Source organism: Mesobacillus harenae, assembly GCF_013343715.1.
Taxonomy (GTDB): Bacteria; Bacillota; Bacilli; order Bacillales; family Cytobacillaceae; genus Mesobacillus_A; species Mesobacillus_A harenae.
The window spans coordinates 1-327 of record NZ_JABUNR010000053.1 but is presented as its reverse complement, the minus strand read 5'-3'; the positions used below and the strand labels follow the sequence as shown (position 1 = coordinate 327).

The following is a 327-nucleotide window of genomic DNA, read 5'->3' as shown; positions in this document are numbered from 1 at the left end:
TGGATACTATGACTGGCTTAAAGCAGCTACCTCCCGCGAAGATCGGCTTGAACAAGATGAACAGGACATCAAATTGATCAGGGAGATATTCAACGGTAAAAACGGAAAGGTAGGCGCCCTCCAAATCAAGATGATTATGGCGAATGATTATTTGGTCATCATGAATCACAAAAAAATCAGGCGATTAATGGCAAAGTATGGGCTTGTGGCAAAGATCAGGAAAGCGAATCCATATCGGAAGATGGCCAAAGCAACGCAGGAACACCTTACCTGTCCTAATCATCTAAACCGTGAATTTGAACAGGATGAGCCAGGGAAAGCACTCCT

Annotated in this window: 1 protein-coding gene; it reads left to right on the top strand. The window is 44.0% G+C overall.

What is annotated here, in order from left to right:
* The coding region (locus HRJ06_RS23030; RefSeq protein WP_174735238.1) for an IS3 family transposase at positions 1–327 on the top strand (327 nt) is incomplete at both ends.